Origin of the sequence: Hoyosella levis, from assembly GCF_026008515.1 — a bacterium.
GTDB lineage: Bacteria > Actinomycetota > Actinomycetes > Mycobacteriales > Mycobacteriaceae > Lolliginicoccus > Lolliginicoccus levis.
In genome coordinates, this window is the sequence record NZ_BQYM01000008.1 from 68,705 (window position 1) to 84,081 (window position 15,377).

The window sequence follows — 15,377 nt, forward strand, 5'->3', positions numbered from 1 at the left end:
CTCACCAGCCCGTCGGTGGCGCGAGCGGCCGCACGGCCTGCACCTCGGCGTCCGGCAGGCGATCCAGGAGATCAGTGAGCGAAATGCCCGCGAGGGTCGCTCCTCGTTGCACCTCCGCCCAGGGCACGAGCACGAAGGCTCGCTCGTGAGCTCGCGGGTGCGGCAGCGTCAGGCGTGGATCGTCGCTGCGGATCTCGCCGCGGGCATCGTGGCAGGCGATGATGTCGACATCGAGGGTGCGCGGGCCCCATCGGATGTCGCGCACCCGCTCGGCAGCCTGCTCGCACTGCTGCGCCAGGTCGAGCCAATCGGCGGGAGCCCAATCGGCGGCCTCGGCGAGGAGGATCGCATTGAGGAACGGCTCCTGCTCGACCCCGCCCCAGGGGGGTGTCTCGTAGATCCGGGAGCGGGCGACGAGCCGCGTGCCCAGCGCGTCGATGACACCCTCGAGGTGAGCGCGCCGATCGCCGATGTTGGAGCCGATGGAGAGGACTGCGAACGTCATCGCGCGCCCGTTCCCGCTTGGTCGCGGTGGCGCACAACCGTCACGGAGACGTCGGCGAACGTGTGCGGGATCGGCGCGGACGGCTTGTGGAGGGTGACCTCGGCCCGCTGGATCCGGGCATCGGCGATGACCACATCGGCGATGCGGGTGGCGACGGTCTCGATCAGGTCGCATGGCTCGCCGCTGATGATCCCGACCGCTGTGTGGGCGAGCGCGCCGTAATCAATGGTGTCGTTGAGGTCATCGGTGCGCCCGGCGGTGGTGTGATCCACGGCGAGCAGGATATCGACGATGAATTCCTGGCCGTCGCGCCGCTCGTGGTCGAACACGCCGTGGTGGCCCCGGGCCCGGAGGCCACGCAGATGGATGAGGTCGCTGCTGGTCATCGCGGCACCTCTCCCCCGGTGCTGCCCCATGCCTGGGCCACCGCGAGCGCGTCGAGCGTGGAGCGGGCATCGTGCACCCGCACGCCCCAGGCGCCGCGTGCCGCGGAGAGGGCGGAGATGGCGGCGGTGGCGGTATCGCGCTGATCAACGGGCCGGGGATCGCCCTCGGGGCCGGCGAGGAGCGATCCGAGGAAGCGCTTGCGGGAAGCCCCGACGAGCACCGGGAATCCCAGGCCCGCGAGGTGGGGCAGGGCCCGCAGCAGTGCCCAGTTGTCAGCGGCTGACTTCGCGAACCCGAGACCGGGGTCTACGAGGATCGCATCGGGCGAGACCCCGGCGCGCACTGCGGCATCGACCTGGCTGAGCAGCTCGGCACTGACCTCGGAGACGATATCGCGGTAATGCTCGCGCCCGCTGTCGCGGCGGTGCACGTAGTCACCATTGGAGCGCCAGTGCATAAGGATCCACGGCACCTTGGCGTCAGCGACCACTCGCGCCATGCGCGGATCGGCCTGGCCCCCGGAGACATCATTGACAATGCTGGCGCCCGCTTCGATCGCAGCGCTCGCGACATCCGCGCGCATCGTGTCGATGCTGCACGGGATTCCCTCCGCGGCGAGGGCCTCGATGACGGGAACCACGCGGCGGGACTCGATGCCCGGCTCCACGCGGGTAGCGCCCGGCCGCGTTGATTCCCCGCCGATGTCGATGATGTCCACTCCCAGGGCATGCAGCTCGCGGCCCCGCGCCACGGCACGATCGGTGCGCAGGTACTCCCCGCCGTCCGAGAAGGAATCCGTGGTGACGTTGACGATGCCCATCACCACGCAGCGCCCGGGAGCGGGCAGGAGCGGGTGGCGGAACGACATGCTGGCTGGTCCTGTGCTGGTCATTTCCTGAGGATCAGGTCGAGTGCTTCGGAGCGCGAGATGGGGCTGGTCTTGAGGATGCCGCGCACCGCGGAGGTCGTGGTGGTGGCGCCCGGCTTGCGGATGCCCCGCATGGCCATGCAGAGGTGCTCGGCCTCGATGACGACGATCGCGCCTCGTGGCTCGAGCTTGCGCATGAGCGCATCAGCGATCTGGCTGGTGAGCCGTTCCTGCACCTGGGGGCGCTTGGCGTAGAGATCGACGACGCGCGCGAGCTTGGACAGCCCTGTGACGCGGCCGGTCGGCCCCGGGATGTAGCCAACGTGCGCGACCCCATGAAACGGCACGAGATGGTGCTCGCACGTGGAGTACATAGGGATGTCCTTGACGAGGACGAGCTCCTCATGGCCCTCGTCGAAGGTCTTGTCGAGCACGCTATCGGGGTCGGTGTGCAGGCCCGCGAACAGCTCGGCGTAGGCCCGCGCGACACGTGCGGGCGTCTCGGCCAGCCCATCGCGGTCCGGGTCCTCCCCGATGGCGAGCAGCAGCTCGCGCACCGCGGCCTCGGCCCTGGCCTGGTTGAACGTGCTTGGCCCGGGCACGATGTTGGCGATCTCAGTCACGGTCATCCTTGGCAGGTGGAGTGTCTCGGGAGGGCTCGCGCGGGGGCCAGCCCGGCGCTGACCAATCGGAGGGCTCGCCGTAGCTGCGCTGCTTCGCCGATCGGCCTCGTCCGGGCCCGGCTCCGACGGGCGCTGGCGCGGTGCGTTCTCCGCGTGGAGCATCATCGTCCCGCGCTCCAGGTGATTCCTGCCCGGCGGGATCGCCCGCAGGCTGCTCGCGGGTGGCGGGCTCCGGGGGCGGCCAGGGCTCGCCACGTTCCTTCGCGAGCTCGCCGGGGGTCTTGATCGGTGGCCGTGTCGACGGGATGCGGTTGCCAAAGTCGTTGAACTCGGTGATCCGCGGCCGCTTCGTCACTCCCCCGAGGATGCGCTCGAGATCCTTGCGGTTGAGCGTTTCCTTCTCGAGCAGCTCCGTGGCGAGGTGGTCGAGCTCGTCGCGGTACTCGTCGAGGATCTGCCACGCCTCGGTGTGCGCGGCCTCGATGAGACGACGCACTTCCTCGTCGATGTCGCGCGCGATCTCGTGGGAGTAGTCCGGCGACATCCCCATCGTGCGGCCCATGAAGGGATCGCCATGCTCCTGCCCGTAGCGGACCGCGCCGAGCCGGGGGCTCATGCCGTACTCGGTGACCATGGCCCGGGCGATCTTCGTGGCCTGCTCGATGTCAGAGGATGCACCGGTGGTGGGCTCCTGGAAGACGAGCTCCTCGGCGGCGCGGCCCCCCATGGCGAAGACGAGCTGCGCGATCATCTCCGAGCGCGTCATCAAGGACTTATCGTCCTCGGGGACGGCGAGGGCGTGGCCACCGGTGCGCCCGCGGGCCAGGATCGTCACCTTGTACACCGGGGTGAGGTCGGGCATCGCCCAGCCGGCGAGGGTGTGGCCGCTCTCGTGATAGGCGGTGACCTTCTTCTCGAGCTCGCTGATGATGCGGCTCTTGCGGCGCGGCCCGCCGATGACCCGATCGACAGCTTCCTCGAGCGCCTCATTGGTGATGGCGGTGCCGGCCTCGCGAGCGGTGAGCAGGGCAGCCTCGTTGATGACATTGGCGAGGTCAGCGCCGGACATGCCGACAGTGCGCTTTGCCAGGCCATCGAGGTCGACGTCGGGCGCGAGCGGCTTGCCCTGCGAGTGGACCCGCAGGATGGACCGGCGACCGGCGAGATCAGCGTTGCCCACCGGAACCTGGCGGTCGAAGCGACCGGGACGGAGCAGGGCCGGGTCGAGGATATCGGGCCGGTTGGTCGCCGCGATCATGATGATTCCCTGGCGGGCACCGAAGCCGTCCATCTCCACGAGCAGCTGGTTGAGGGTCTGCTCGCGCTCATCATGGCCACCGCCCACCCCGGCGCCGCGCTGGCGACCGACGGCGTCGATCTCGTCGACGAAGATGATGCAGGGGGCGTTCTGCTTGGCCTGCTCGAACAGGTCGCGCACCCGGGAGGCGCCGACGCCGACGAACATCTCGACGAAGTCGGAGCCGGAGATGGTGAAGAACGGCACGCCGGCCTCGCCCGCCACGGCCCTGGCGAGCAGGGTCTTGCCGGTTCCGGGCGGGCCGAACAGCAGGACGCCCTTGGGGATCTTCGCGCCCAATGCCTGGTACCGCGCGGGATGCTGGAGGAAGTCCTTGAGCTCCTCGAGTTCCTCGACCGCCTCGTCGGCGCCAGCAACATCGGCGAACGTCGTCTTGGGCATGTCCTTGGTCAGCTGCTTGGCCTTGGACTTGCCGAATCCCATCATGCCGCCGCGCCCGCCGCCCTGCATGCGCATCATGATGAACAGGAACAGGCCCAGCAGGATCAGCATGGGCAGCATGAACAGCAGCAGCGAGGACAGCCAGCTTTCCTGGGTGACCTTGGTATCGAAGCTGTCGAGCTCTGCGGCATTGACCTGGTCGTAGATCTGCTCGGCCGCGCCCGTGGGGTACTTGGCGATGATCTGGGTGTTGCCCTCGGACTCGTCGATGGCCTCACGCAGGGTCAGCCGCAGTTGCTGCTCGCGGTCATCGATCTGGGCCTCCACGACGTTGCCGGACTCGAGCTGCGACACAGCTACCGAGGTCTCGACGTCGTGGTAGTCGCGGGTGTCGCTGCCAAAATAGGTGAACGCGTAGATCACCAGGAGGATCGCGGCGATCAGGGCGAGGTTTCTGAAGACTGTCTTACGGTTCATACAGATTTAGCCGGGTGGCTTATCCTTCCAGTGCACGGACCGAAGCTCGCCGGGCAGCAAACACACCTGGCGGTGAGATTCCAGGCTACCGCCCGTTCACGGCAAGGGGTAACCGCGCGCCGATCCGGGCCCGTCCGCCCGCCTCCGCGCATGGCCGGAAACCTTGCGACCGCAGGCATTTGGCCCGGCAGCGACCACGCTAAGCCTGCAGCGAACTAGCAATAGACCTTGGGATCGAGCAGCCCGATATAGGGCAGGTCGCGGTACCGCTCGTCGTAGTCGAGGCCGTAGCCGACCACGAAGTCATTCGGGATGTCGAAGCCCACGTGGGTGATCTCCACCTGCATGCTGATCGCCTCGGGCTTGCGCAGCAGCGTGCAGATCTCCAGCGAGCGCGGGTTCCGCGCTTCCAGGTTGCGCACCAGCCAGGAGAGCGTGAGCCCCGAGTCGATGATGTCCTCGACGATCAGGACATCCCGGTCCGCGATATCGCGGTCGAGGTCCTTGAGGATGCGAACGACGCCGGACGACGAGGTGGACGAGCCGTAGGAACTGACCGCCATGAACTCCATCTGCGTCGGAATGGGCAGCGCGCGCGCCAGATCCGTCATGAACATCATCGCGCCCTTGAGCACGCCCACGAGCAGCAGGTCCTCCTCGGGGTCCTTCCCTGGATCTGGCTGGTACCTCTGCGCGAGCTCGGCGGCCAGCTCAGTGGTCCGGGCCCGGATCTGGTCCTCGCTGATGACCACGGATGCGATATCGCCGTCATACACGACTAGGTACCCCTCTCCTCGCGCCGATTCCCGGCACTGCATGCGGCATGGGCGGGCACCCGCTCGTGGATGCCCAGTGCCAGCGTGCCATGCCGGCGCTCGACGACCAACCGCGCCCCCTCCCGCGCCTCGCCCGGGGGCCACGGCACCGCCACCGCGCCCTGCCCCCGCCACTCCGTCACGAGCTGATCGATCGCGTCGAGGTGCGCGCTGGCGAGCGCTCCCGATCCCTCGTCCTGGAGCCAGCCGCGCACGACCCGGGAGCGCACCGCCACGGGAAGTGCCTGCAGGTTCTCCACGAGCAGCACGGCCCCATGCTGGGCTCCCATGCGGGCGTCGGTGGCCATCTCGTCGAGCGCGTCGTTGTCGTCCTGCAAGAGCCGTGCCGTGCGGGCCAGGGACTCCGCGGCACCGCCGCCAAGGATCGATTCGAGCAGGGGCAGCGCTTCCTGGCGCAGCCGCGCCCTGGTGAAGCGCCCGTCCACGTTGTGCGGATCCTGGAACGGCTCGATGCCCAGCTCGGCGCATGCTGCCTCGGTGGTGGCCCGGCGGATGCCCAGGAGCGGGCGGCCCCAGGGCGGGGCTAGCGGCCGCATGCCCGAGATCGACCGAGCGCCGCTGCCGCGCGCTAGGCCGAGGAGCACGGTCTCGGCCTGGTCATCAAGGGTATGGCCGAGCAGCACGGTAGCAGAGCCACGAGCACCGTCGAGCGCCTCGTACCGCGCCCTGCGGGCCGCTGCCTCCATGCCCCCGGCTCCCGCGACCGTGACCGGGACGATAGTGGCGCTGTCGCATCCCAGACGCGTCGCGGCCCGCGCGGCAGCCTCCGAGAAGCCGCGTGAGCCATCCTGGAGCTGGTGGTCAATAGTGATCGCTGCCACTGGGCCAGCCGCTTCGGCCACGACGGCCGCGCACAGTGCCGTGGAATCCGCGCCGCCGGAGATCGCGACGGCGATCGGCCCGCCATCATGATGCTGGGCAATCCAGGACCGGACCGCGCGGCGGACTTCCCGCAGCGCTGGAGTCGCTTCTGCTGGGGTGGCTTTCCCTGGGGGGCTTTCCCTGGGGGAGGCTATCCGAGGACGCGTGCTATCCATGTCTCCGGCTCACGTATCTCGCTGGGCCTCGGCAACGTATCGGGCGAGTTCCAGATGGTGTTGAAGCTATCCATGCCGACCTGCGCGACGATCGCATCGACGAAGCGCTTTCCCTGCGCGTACTGCGCCATCTTGGCGTCCATCCCGAGCAGTGTCCGCATGATCCATTGGAGGATCCCACGGCGCTCGTGGCGTCGCTCGTCGAACACCGCGCGGATGTGCTCGACGGTGGGCACCACCCGCGGCCCCGCGGCATCCATGACGTGCTCGGCATGACCTTCGAGGACCGTGCCCAGCATGATGAGGCCGATCATGGCCTCGCGCTGCTCGGGCGGCTGGGACTCGAGGACAAGCCCGAGGACGCCGGTGCCGAGCAACGGATCGGGTTGCTGGGAGCCATCGTGCGAGCGGATCGCGGTGACCAGGCGCTGGCCGGTCGCGAGAAGCGGCTCGCCGCTTTCCGGGGTGGCGGTATCGATGAGCGCGCGCATGTGCCCCGCCAGCCAGGGGCTCGCGGAGAACTGCACGCGATGGGTGACCTCGTGCAGGCATACCCAGGTGCGGAAGTCGCGGGGACGCACCCGCGTGGCGCGCTCGGTGTGGATGACGTTCGGCGCGACGAGGAGCAGTTGCCCGCCCTGTCCAGCGAAGGGGTCGTACTGCCCGATGATCGCATTGGAAAGGATGCCCAGCACCGTGCCTGCCTGGAGCCCGGACGCGCGCCCGGCGAGCAGTCCCCTGGGCCGCTCGTCCATCGAGCCGCCCAGCAGGCCCGCAAGGGAGCCGGCGGCCGCGCGGGACCAGCCAGGACGGTCAACGATGAGCGCTTCGGGAACGGGATGGCCATCCGCGAGGCGCGTGACCTCCCGAACCGGTTGCTCGGCGCCCGCGGAGAACTCGACGAGCTCGCTATGCAGCTGCTCGCGCGTGTAGCTCGACATCGATGGCTCGGGGCGGGCCAGCCGGGCCGCGATGCGCGCTGCCAGCATCCAGTCGACGGTCGCACCGCTGCGGGAATCCCCGTCGGTATCCGGGGACCGGGGTGCTGGCTCGCTCGGGCGGTCCACCTAGTTGCCTCCGTCGTCCGGTGTCGCGGTGCTCTCGGTGCCGACGATATCGCGCAATCGCGCGGCCGCGGCATCGAGAGCCGGCCTGGCCTCGAACGCGTTGCTTCCCGTGGAGATGAACGCGAACGTGACGATCCGCCCATTGGTGGTGGCAGCATAGCCGACGAGCGCGCTGACGCCCTCGAGCGTTCCGGTCTTCGCACGGACCCATCCCGCTCCCCCGGAACTGCTTGCTCCGGCGAAGCGCTCGGCAAGTGTGCCGTTGCCGGCCGCCACGGGCAGCAGATCGAGCATGGGCCGGAGCCGCACGGTGCGCAGCGCGGACTCCGAGTCGATCTCGCTGGCCTCGCCGCTGGCCCGGCCCACGGTGCCGACCGCGGCCGCTAGCACCGAATCGAGCAGCGCCACCGTGATGCGGTTATCCGTGGAGAGGCCACTGGCATCCTCGAGCTCGAGCCCGTCGGTGAGGAAACCATTGCGGGCCAGCACCGCGCGGATCGACCGGGCCACGCCACGGAACGACGCTGGCTCGCCCTCGGCGATGGCGATCTCCCGGCCTACCGCCTCGGCAAGCACATTGTCGGACTCGTGCATGAGCTGGCGCAGCCGTGTCAGGAGCGGAGCGGATGCCACCTCCGCGATGACGCGCCCGGTCTCGGGCATGTCCTCTGCATCGGCAACGACGACGGCGTCCGCGGGCAGGCCCAGCCGCTCGGCGAGAAGGCTGCCAGCCGCGAGCGCGGGCTCAGTGTGGCGGGGCGACTCGGGCTCGGTCGGGAGGATGCGCCCGCCGTCGACCATCACGGGGTCCATCGGCGCGATGTAGCCCTCGGCGATGCTCTCGTCCTCCCACCCGCGGGCCATGGCGGGACCGCTGAAGGCACTGGTGGCGACCACGATCCTGCTGGCCTCGACGCCTGCTGCCCTGATCTGCGCGACCAGATCGTCGAGCCGGGCCGCGCCCTCGTAGTAGGTGGCCGCGCCCGCTGCGCTCGAGCTCAGCGTGACATCGCCCTCGCTGGCGAGGACGAGCTCGCCCGGGCCGCTTCCCGCGAGCACACGGGTGCTGATGCGCTGGCCGGTGGGCACCGCGAGCAGTGCCGCGGCAGCGGTGAGCACCTTTGTCGCCGATGCCGGGGTGCGGGGTGTCGCGGGATCGCGGGCCCACAGCACAGTTCGCGTGTAGGGGTCGCTGACATGCCCGGAGAGCGAGCCCAGCGCGGGGTCCTCCGCGAGCTGGTCGAGGGCAGCCGCGGCGCGCGAGCCATCGAGCGGGGAATCATCCCAGGCCGCGGCGGGCACCTCGATGTCCGGGACCACGAGCGCGGGGGCCGGGTCGACAGTGAAGTCACGGCTGTCCTGGTAGCCCTGGACGTACCGGGCGCCCACCGCGACGCTGGTAGCTCCGAGCACGGCAAGCACCAGGATGATCGCGAGCACCATGAGGCGCCGCTGCGGAGCACCGCCACTGCCCGGGGCCGGACCGTCGGCTTCCGCGCCCCCCTGGGACGGGGCGCCACTGGAGGCATCCGCGTCGTCCATCAATACTCCTCCAGGGTGGGTTGTTGCTCGCGCTCGCAGTTCCAAGACTATCCTTGAGCCGCTGCCCGTCATGGTTGGCGGGCGTGCTCGCGAAATTTCCTGGAACGCTACGACCGAAGCGAGGACGTGTGGAATTCGACGTCACTATCGAGATCCCGAGGGGTCAGCGCAACAAGTATGAGGTGGATCATGCGACGGGGCGCGTCCGGCTCGACCGCTACCTGTTCACCTCCATGCAGTATCCCGCGGACTATGGCTACATCGAGGACACCCTCGGCGGCGATGGCGACCCGCTGGACGCGCTGGTGCTGCTCCCCGAGCCCGTGTACCCGGGCGTGATCGTCGAGGCGCGGCCGGTCGCGATGTTCCGGATGCGGGACGAGGCGGGCGACGACGAGAAGGTGCTATGCGTGCCGACGGATCCGCGCTTCGATCACATCCAGGACCTCGCGGATATCCCCGAGCACCAGCTGGCCGAGATCAAGCACTTCTTCGAGCGCTACAAGGACCTCGAGCCGAACAAGGAAGTCCATGCGGCTGACTGGGTCGGTCGCGAGGAGGCCGTGTCGGAGATCAACCGGTCCATCGATCGCTTCACGCAGAACGGTCACTGAGCAGCTTCGTGCCGAGCAGCTCCGGCTACCGCGATCGAGGTGGCCGGGGCTGCTTTGCTAGTTCAGCTCCGTGGCGTTGAGCGTGGAGCTGGGCAGCATCGCGTGCTCGAGAGCCCATCGCTCGAAGATGGCCTGGTACTTGCCGGTGACGATGACCGTGTCGATGGCGTCGCGCACGAGCGGACCGAGCTGCGCGTCCTTCTTGACGATCGCGGAGACGAGCGCGGGCCGCACGCCATCGCCGGGAACCTGGCCCACGATCCGGCTGCGCCCCTTGGTGACGGACTCGAAATTGAGGATGGACATGGGGCCGAACGTCGCATCGATCTCGCCAGCCTCGAGCGCTGCCTGGTATTCCCAGGTCTCGGAGAAGTTCTGCAGCTCGGCGGGCTCCAGGCCAGCGTTGCGGAGCGAGGCGTTCCAGTCCTCGAGGATCTCTTCGCTCTTGGTCTGCCCGCCCACACCGATGCGGAGGCCGGAGATATCCCCGGGGTGCTGGAGCGACTCGATGGGCGAGCCGTCGACCACGGCGAACGCCTGGTTCTCCTGCTGGTAGGCGACCATGTCGTAGCGAGCGAGCCGCTCCGGGGTGAGTGCGATGTTGCCGAGCCCGACGTGGAAGCGGCCGTCGGTGACGCCAGCGAAGACGTCGAGCCAATCGGTGATGATCAGCTCGAGCTCGAGATCGAGCACATCAGCGATCAGCTGGGCAAGATCGGGCTCGATGCCGATCATGGTCATCGCGTCATCGGCGCGGAAGGACAGCGGCGGATAGTTCCCCGTCATTCCGACTACGAGGGTTCCGCCATCGCGAACCTGCTGGGGCACGGCGTGCGCGAGCTCACGAACAGCCTCGGCCCGGATGCGCTGCTGGTCGGGGCTGGTATTGACGACGAACAACTCGGCGGGCAAGGAGTTTCCCGCGGGCTGGCTCGAGCGATTGCATCCGTTGAGCGCGGCAAGGAGCACGAGCAGCACCACGAAGCAAGCAACGACGACTATCGGCCGTCGCTGCGGACTGGTGTGGCTGGTCATGTGTCCCTTCCCCCGTGGGGCACTGCGGTCCTGCCGATCGCGCGAGCGATCCCGGGATTTCTGTGGATGAGGATACAGACAAATGATCCGGATCACGCGTCCGATTGGTCCGCGTGTGACCGGCGCGACATGAGGCGCCGAGCCCCTCGCCGCGGAAAAATATCCCAATTGTAGGTGTGTCCTACTATCTATTCCCCCCGCGAACCGGTACGGTATCCCGGTGCCCGACACGCCGACTTTCCCCCCGATGCCGCTCGACGGCACCGAGTTCCTGCTCGCGCGCCTGCATCGCGAGCTGCGCGACCACACCGAGCGGCAGCTCTGCGATGCCGGCTTCTCCCTGCGCACCCACTGGATCCTCGAGTGCATCACCCACGACGCTCGCCCATCGCAGCAAGACGTCAGCAACGCGCTCTCCATCGACCGCAGCGACATGGTCCGCATCATCGATGATCTCGAGGACCGCGGACTGCTCACCCGCACGCGTGACAAGAAGGACCGCCGCCGGCACACGCTCGCGCTCACCGATACCGGCGACGCCGCCCGCTCGCTGTGCCGCGGCATCGTCGATGATGCGCTCGTCACCGTGCTCGCGCCGCTCAGCCGAAAGGAACGAGCGACGCTCCAGCAGCTCACCCGCAAGGCACTTGCGACCGTGGCTCCGGTCTCCGCCAAGGGCCAGGGCAAGAAGTCGCGCACGGATCAAGCCACGGCGCCGAACACAGGACAGACCAAGCGCAGCGCACCAGCGAAGGCGAAATCGTGACCACCAGCACCCTGGACCACACCGATCCCCGAGGCACCGGGACCCCCGACCTGCTGCGCGCGCAGCGACGCGCCCCCGCGCCGCGCACGCTCCTCGACATCCTGCACGCGACCGCCACCGAGTACCCCGGCGCGCCCGCCATCGAGGCCATGGATGTCACCTACACCTATGCGGAGCTGATCGCCGAGGTGGGTGATCGTGCCCGCGCGCTGCACAAGCACGGCATCGAGCGTGGCGACCGGGTAGGCGTGCGCCGTTCCTCCGGCACCGCCGAGCTGTACCTCACCATCCTGGGCGTGCTGGCCGCCGGGGCCGCCTATGTGCCCGTGGACGCCGATGACCCCGACGAGCGCGCCGAGACGGTCTTCCGCGAGGCCGGAGTGGCCACCATCATCACCGATGAGGGGATCCCCGCCCGCCGTGTGCGGCGCCTGTCCCGGCTGCAGCCGCCCCGCGCTTCGGACGACGCGTGGATCATCTTCACCTCCGGCTCCACCGGCCTGCCCAAGGGCGTGGCCGTCACGCACCGCAATGCGGCGGCGTTCGTCGATGCCGAGGCCAGCCTGTTCCTGCGCCCCGAGCCCCTGGGCCCCGGCGATCGCGTGCTCGCCGGGCTCTCGGTGGCCTTCGATGCCTCGTGCGAGGAGATGTGGCTGGCCTGGCGCAATGGCGCTTGCCTCGTGCCCGCGCCCCGCGCCCTGGTACGAAGCGGCGAGGAGCTCGGCCCATGGCTCATCGAGCAGCGCATCACCGCCATCTCGACCGTGCCCACCCTGGCCGCGCTGTGGTCGAGCGATGCGCTCGCCGCGGTGCGGCTGCTCATCTTCGGCGGCGAGGCATGCCCGCCCGAGCTCGTGAGCAGGCTGGCCGCGCCTGGGCGGGAGATCTGGAACACCTACGGCCCCACCGAGGCCACCGTCGTCGCGTGCGCGGCGCCCCTGGTGCCCGGCGAACCGATCCGCATCGGGCTGCCACTCGACGGCTGGGACCTCGCGATCGTCGATACCAGTGGCCAGCCGGTTTCCCCCGGCACACCGGGCGAGCTTGTCATCGGTGGCGTCGGCCTCGCCCGCTACCTCGACCAGGACAAGGACCGCGAGAAGTACGCCCCGCTCGAGTCGCTGGGCTGGCAGCGCGCCTACCGCAGCGGCGATCTGGTCTCGTTCGACGGCACCGGGCTCCTCTTCCACGGGCGCGCGGACGACCAGGTGAAGATCGGTGGCCGACGCGTCGAGCTCGGCGAGATCGATACCCTGCTGCAGGACCTGCCCGGGGTGGTCGCTGCCGCGAGCACGGTACAGCGATCGCAATCGGGCACCCCCGTCCTGGTCGGCTACCTCACCACCGGCGGCGCCGAGCTCGACATGGCGGATGCGCGGGCCAGGCTGGCTGAGCGCCTCCCGGCGGCGCTCGTGCCGCGCCTTGCCGTCCTGCCCGACCTGCCGGTGCGCACCTCCGGCAAAGTAGACCGCGCCGCGCTGCCGTGGCCGCTGCCGTCCACGAGCACCACGGGCCACGCCGATACCCTTACGGGCCTGGAAGCCTGGATGGCCGAGGCGTGGGAATCCGTCCTCGGCGCCGAGGTGACGCGCATCGACGATGACTTCTTTGCCCTCGGCGGCAGCTCCCTCACCGCGGCGCAGCTCGTCTCGCGGCTGCGCGAGCAGTTCCCCGCCCTGACGGTGGCCGAGCTCTACGAGCATCATCGCCTCGGCGAGCTTGCGGCGCACCTCGGCGCGCAGGCTCCCGCCATCGCGGCCCAGCATCGTCCCGTGGCCCCGCAACCACGGCGCAGCCAGCTCATCCAGGCCGCATTGCTCGCGGTGCCGTTCGCGCTTTCCGGCGCGATCTGGACAACGTGGGCCGCGCTGGCCTCCACGATGCTAGGCCACTTCGCGAGCGCCGACTGGCTGCCCAGCGTGCCCTGGCCCGCGCTCGCGCTCCTCGTAGCGCTGCTGCTGACCCCGCCAGGTCGCATCATGGTCAGCGCCGGATCAGCCCGGATGCTCCTCGCTGGCCTCGAGCCCGGCACCTATCCACGCGGGGGCAGCGTGCACCTGCGCCTGTGGCTGGCCGAACGGATCGCCGAGACCGTGGGTGCCACCAATCTCTCCGGCGCCCCCTGGATGACGCTCTACGCCAGGATGCTCGGCGCCCGCATCGGCAAGCACGTCAGCCTGCACACCGCCCCGCCGATCACCGGAATGCTGACTGTCGGAGCCCGCGCAGCGATCGAGCCCGAGACCGACCTCAGTGGCTACTGGGTGGACGGCGACACCGTCCACATCGGCAGCATCGCGATCGGCAGGCGGGCGACCATCGGAGCACGCACCGCGCTCCTCCCAGGCACGCGCATCGGCAAGGGCTCCGAGATCGAAGCGGGTTCCGCGGTCTCCGGCATCGTTCCCTCCGGACAGCGCTGGGGCGGTTCGCCCGCGCACCAGACGGGCAAGCCACGCAACGACTGGCCCGCTAGCCCGCCCCCGCCCGGGCGCCGCTGGGGGCCCGCGTACGGCGTCACCGCTGTAGTGCTCGCCGCGTTCCCGCTCGCCGCGCTCGTGCCCGCGCTGCTTCTCCTCGTCCCCGTCCTCGAGGCCGCCAGCACTCCCACCGAGGCCATTGGCCCCCTCGTGCTCTGGGCACCGGCGGCAGCGGTCCTGTCCATGGTCACGTTCGCGGTGCTGATCGTCGTCGCCATCCGGATCCTCGCGATCGGCCTGCGCCCCGGCACTTATCCCGTGCGCAGCCGCGCCGGCTGGCAGGCCTGGGCCACGGAGCGCTTGGCCGACTCCGCGCGCACCTTCTTGTTCCCCCTCTACGCGAGCGTCCTTACTCCCCTGTGGCTGCGCCTTCTCGGGGCCCGCGTCGGCAAGAACGTCGAGGCATCGACAGTGCTGCTGCTGCCAAAGTTCACCACCATCAACGATGGCGCGTTCCTCGCCGACGACACCCTTGTCGCCGGTTACGAGCTCGGCGGCGGCTGGGTGCGCATCGGCCACACCAAGGTCGGCAAGCGCGCCTTCCTCGGCAACTCCGGCATGGCCAGCCCGGGCCGCAAGGTCCCCAAGAATGGCCTGGTCGCGGTGCTCTCCACCGCGCCCCGCAAGGCCAAGCGCGGCTCCTCCTGGCTGGGTAGTCCGCCGGTGAAGCTGCGCCGCCCCTCGCGCCCCGGCGACACCGAATCCCGTACCTACGCCCCACCGGCCCGCCTGCGCGTGCTCCGCGCCATTGTCGAGCTCGGCCGCATCGTGCCCGTGATCGTGACGTTCCTGCTCGGCAGCATGGTGCTCGCCACACTCGTCCTCGCGCTCGATCGATACGGCACCGTGGCCGCGCTGCTCCTCGCCGGCCCCATGCTTGCCCTGGCCGCGGCGCTCGCCGGCATCGCTACCATCGTGGCGAAAAAAGCACTGGTCGGACGCATCCGCGAGCATGAGACCCCCTTGTGGAGCAGCTTCGTCTGGCGCAACGAGCTTGCCGATACGTTCACCGAGATGGTGGCCGCCCCCTGGTGCTTGCGCACCTGCATGGGCACACTGGTGGGCAACGCCTGGCTGCGCGGCATGGGCGCCTCGATCGGCCGCGGCGCATGGTGCGAGACATACTGGCTGCCCGAGGCAGACCTTGTCACCCTCGGCGATGGGGCCACGGTCAACCGGGGCAGCGTGGTGCAGACCCACCTCTTCCATGATCGCGTGATGAGCGTCGGACCCGTCACCCTCGGCAACGGCGCCACCCTAGGGCCGCATAGCGTCGTCCTGCCCGCCGCATCGCTCGGCGACAGCGCGACAGTGGGACCCGCATCACTGGTGATGCGCGGCGATGCCGTCCCGCCCTCGAGCAGATGGCGCGGCAATCCCATCGCGCCATGGACCACGGCCACCTGACGACACCCACGGGGAACCAAACCTCAGGAAGGAC

Annotated in this window: 13 protein-coding genes; 3 read left to right on the plus strand and 10 right to left on the minus strand. The window is 69.5% G+C overall.

Going from position 1 to position 15,377, the window contains the following annotated elements; translation table 11 throughout:
• Window position 1: 1 nt before the first annotated feature.
• From folK to dacB, 9 genes are all read right to left on the minus strand, one after another.
• Window positions 2-505 carry a 2-amino-4-hydroxy-6-hydroxymethyldihydropteridine diphosphokinase gene (gene folK / locus QC765_RS10160; RefSeq protein WP_278314322.1) on the minus strand — a complete coding sequence of 168 codons (504 nt, stop codon included), beginning with the start codon at window positions 503-505 and terminating at the stop codon, window positions 2-4.
• Window positions 502-891 carry a dihydroneopterin aldolase gene (folB, locus tag QC765_RS10165; protein WP_278314323.1) on the minus strand — a complete coding sequence of 130 codons (390 nt, stop codon included), beginning with the start codon at window positions 889-891 and terminating at the stop codon, window positions 502-504. Before folB ends, folK begins: the two co-directional genes overlap by 4 nt.
• Window positions 888-1,784 (minus strand): dihydropteroate synthase, encoded by an 897-nt coding sequence (gene folP, locus QC765_RS10170; RefSeq protein ID WP_278314324.1) that lies wholly within the window; start codon window positions 1,782-1,784, stop codon window positions 888-890. Before folP ends, folB begins: the two co-directional genes overlap by 4 nt.
• Entirely contained in the window at window positions 1,781-2,383 is a 603-nt protein-coding gene (gene folE, locus QC765_RS10175; RefSeq protein WP_278314325.1) for a GTP cyclohydrolase I FolE, read from the minus strand. Before folE ends, folP begins: the two co-directional genes overlap by 4 nt.
• Complete coding sequence (gene ftsH, locus QC765_RS10180) at window positions 2,376-4,559, minus strand: ATP-dependent zinc metalloprotease FtsH (protein WP_278314326.1); 2,184 nt, start codon at window positions 4,557-4,559, stop codon at window positions 2,376-2,378. Before ftsH ends, folE begins: the two co-directional genes overlap by 8 nt.
• A gap of 215 nt (window positions 4,560-4,774) precedes the next feature.
• Window positions 4,775-5,335: a hypoxanthine phosphoribosyltransferase gene (gene hpt, locus QC765_RS10185; protein ID WP_278314327.1), complete on the minus strand. Its 561-nt coding sequence runs from the start codon at window positions 5,333-5,335 to the stop codon at window positions 4,775-4,777.
• Between the two features lie 2 nt (window positions 5,336-5,337).
• On the minus strand, window positions 5,338-6,432 hold the full coding sequence (gene tilS, locus QC765_RS10190; protein WP_278314328.1) for a tRNA lysidine(34) synthetase TilS: 1,095 nt from the start codon (window positions 6,430-6,432) through the stop codon (window positions 5,338-5,340).
• Entirely contained in the window at window positions 6,408-7,421 is a 1,014-nt protein-coding gene (locus QC765_RS10195; protein ID WP_373876735.1) for an Rv3626c family coenzyme F420 biosynthesis-associated protein, read from the minus strand. Before QC765_RS10195 ends, tilS begins: the two co-directional genes overlap by 25 nt.
• Before the next feature lie 78 nt (window positions 7,422-7,499).
• The gene (gene dacB / locus QC765_RS10200; protein ID WP_278314330.1) at window positions 7,500-9,041 is read right to left on the minus strand and encodes a D-alanyl-D-alanine carboxypeptidase/D-alanyl-D-alanine endopeptidase; all 1,542 of its coding nucleotides are present in this window, start codon (window positions 9,039-9,041) and stop codon (window positions 7,500-7,502) included.
• A 128-nt stretch (window positions 9,042-9,169) separates the two neighbouring features.
• Here dacB and QC765_RS10205 point away from each other — a divergent pair, with 128 nt between their 5' ends.
• Window positions 9,170-9,655: an inorganic diphosphatase gene (locus tag QC765_RS10205; RefSeq protein WP_278314331.1), complete on the plus strand. Its 486-nt coding sequence runs from the start codon at window positions 9,170-9,172 to the stop codon at window positions 9,653-9,655.
• A 57-nt stretch (window positions 9,656-9,712) separates the two neighbouring features.
• On the opposite strand, the gene QC765_RS10210 is transcribed toward QC765_RS10205, so the two are convergent.
• Window positions 9,713-10,690, minus strand: a complete 978-nt coding sequence (locus QC765_RS10210) for a transporter substrate-binding domain-containing protein (RefSeq protein ID WP_278314332.1) — start codon at window positions 10,688-10,690, stop codon at window positions 9,713-9,715.
• A gap of 220 nt (window positions 10,691-10,910) precedes the next feature.
• Here QC765_RS10210 and QC765_RS10215 point away from each other — a divergent pair, with 220 nt between their 5' ends.
• Both QC765_RS10215 and QC765_RS10220 read left to right on the plus strand, forming a co-directional pair.
• Window positions 10,911-11,456 (plus strand): MarR family winged helix-turn-helix transcriptional regulator, encoded by a 546-nt coding sequence (locus tag QC765_RS10215; RefSeq protein ID WP_278314334.1) that lies wholly within the window; start codon window positions 10,911-10,913, stop codon window positions 11,454-11,456.
• An 11-nt stretch (window positions 11,457-11,467) separates the two neighbouring features.
• Window positions 11,468-15,343 carry a Pls/PosA family non-ribosomal peptide synthetase gene (locus QC765_RS10220; protein WP_278314460.1) on the plus strand — a complete coding sequence of 1,292 codons (3,876 nt, stop codon included), beginning with the start codon at window positions 11,468-11,470 and terminating at the stop codon, window positions 15,341-15,343.
• Window positions 15,344-15,377: the final 34 nt, after the last annotated feature.